Origin of the sequence: Streptomyces iakyrus (assembly GCF_000717055.1) — a bacterium.
Classification (GTDB): domain Bacteria; phylum Actinomycetota; class Actinomycetes; order Streptomycetales; family Streptomycetaceae; genus Streptomyces; species Streptomyces iakyrus.
The window spans coordinates 1-344 of record NZ_JNXI01000123.1 but is presented as its reverse complement, the minus strand read 5'-3'; the positions used below and the strand labels follow the sequence as shown (position 1 = coordinate 344).

The window sequence follows — 344 nt, the reverse complement described above, 5'->3', positions numbered from 1 at the left end:
CTCGCCGGCGGCTATCTCGCCGACTGGACCCATCGTCACAGCCAGGTCGCCGCGGCCTGCTTCGCGGTCAATGCCGTGCTGGTGCTGCTGGTTACGCTGGTGAGCCTGTCCGCCGGTGGCGCTGACGCTTACGCTCGGGCTCGCCGGATTCCTCGGCGGCGTGATCGCACCGTCGCGCGACATGATGGTGCGCAACGCCGCGCCTCCCGGTGCCGCCGGCCGCGCCTTCGGCATCGTCTCGACCGGCTTCAACTTCGGCGGCATCGCAAGCCCGCTGCTGTTCGGCTGGATCATGGACCAGCACATGCCGCATTGGGTGTTCGGCGCCTCGGTGGTCTTCATGG

1 protein-coding gene is annotated in these 344 nt (G+C 69.2%); it reads left to right on the top strand.

Annotated features, from left to right (window positions below):
- Positions 1–115 precede the first annotated feature (115 nt).
- A partial coding sequence (locus OO68_RS49020; protein ID WP_033314745.1) for an MFS transporter occupies positions 116–344 on the top strand: 229 nt, incomplete at its 3' end.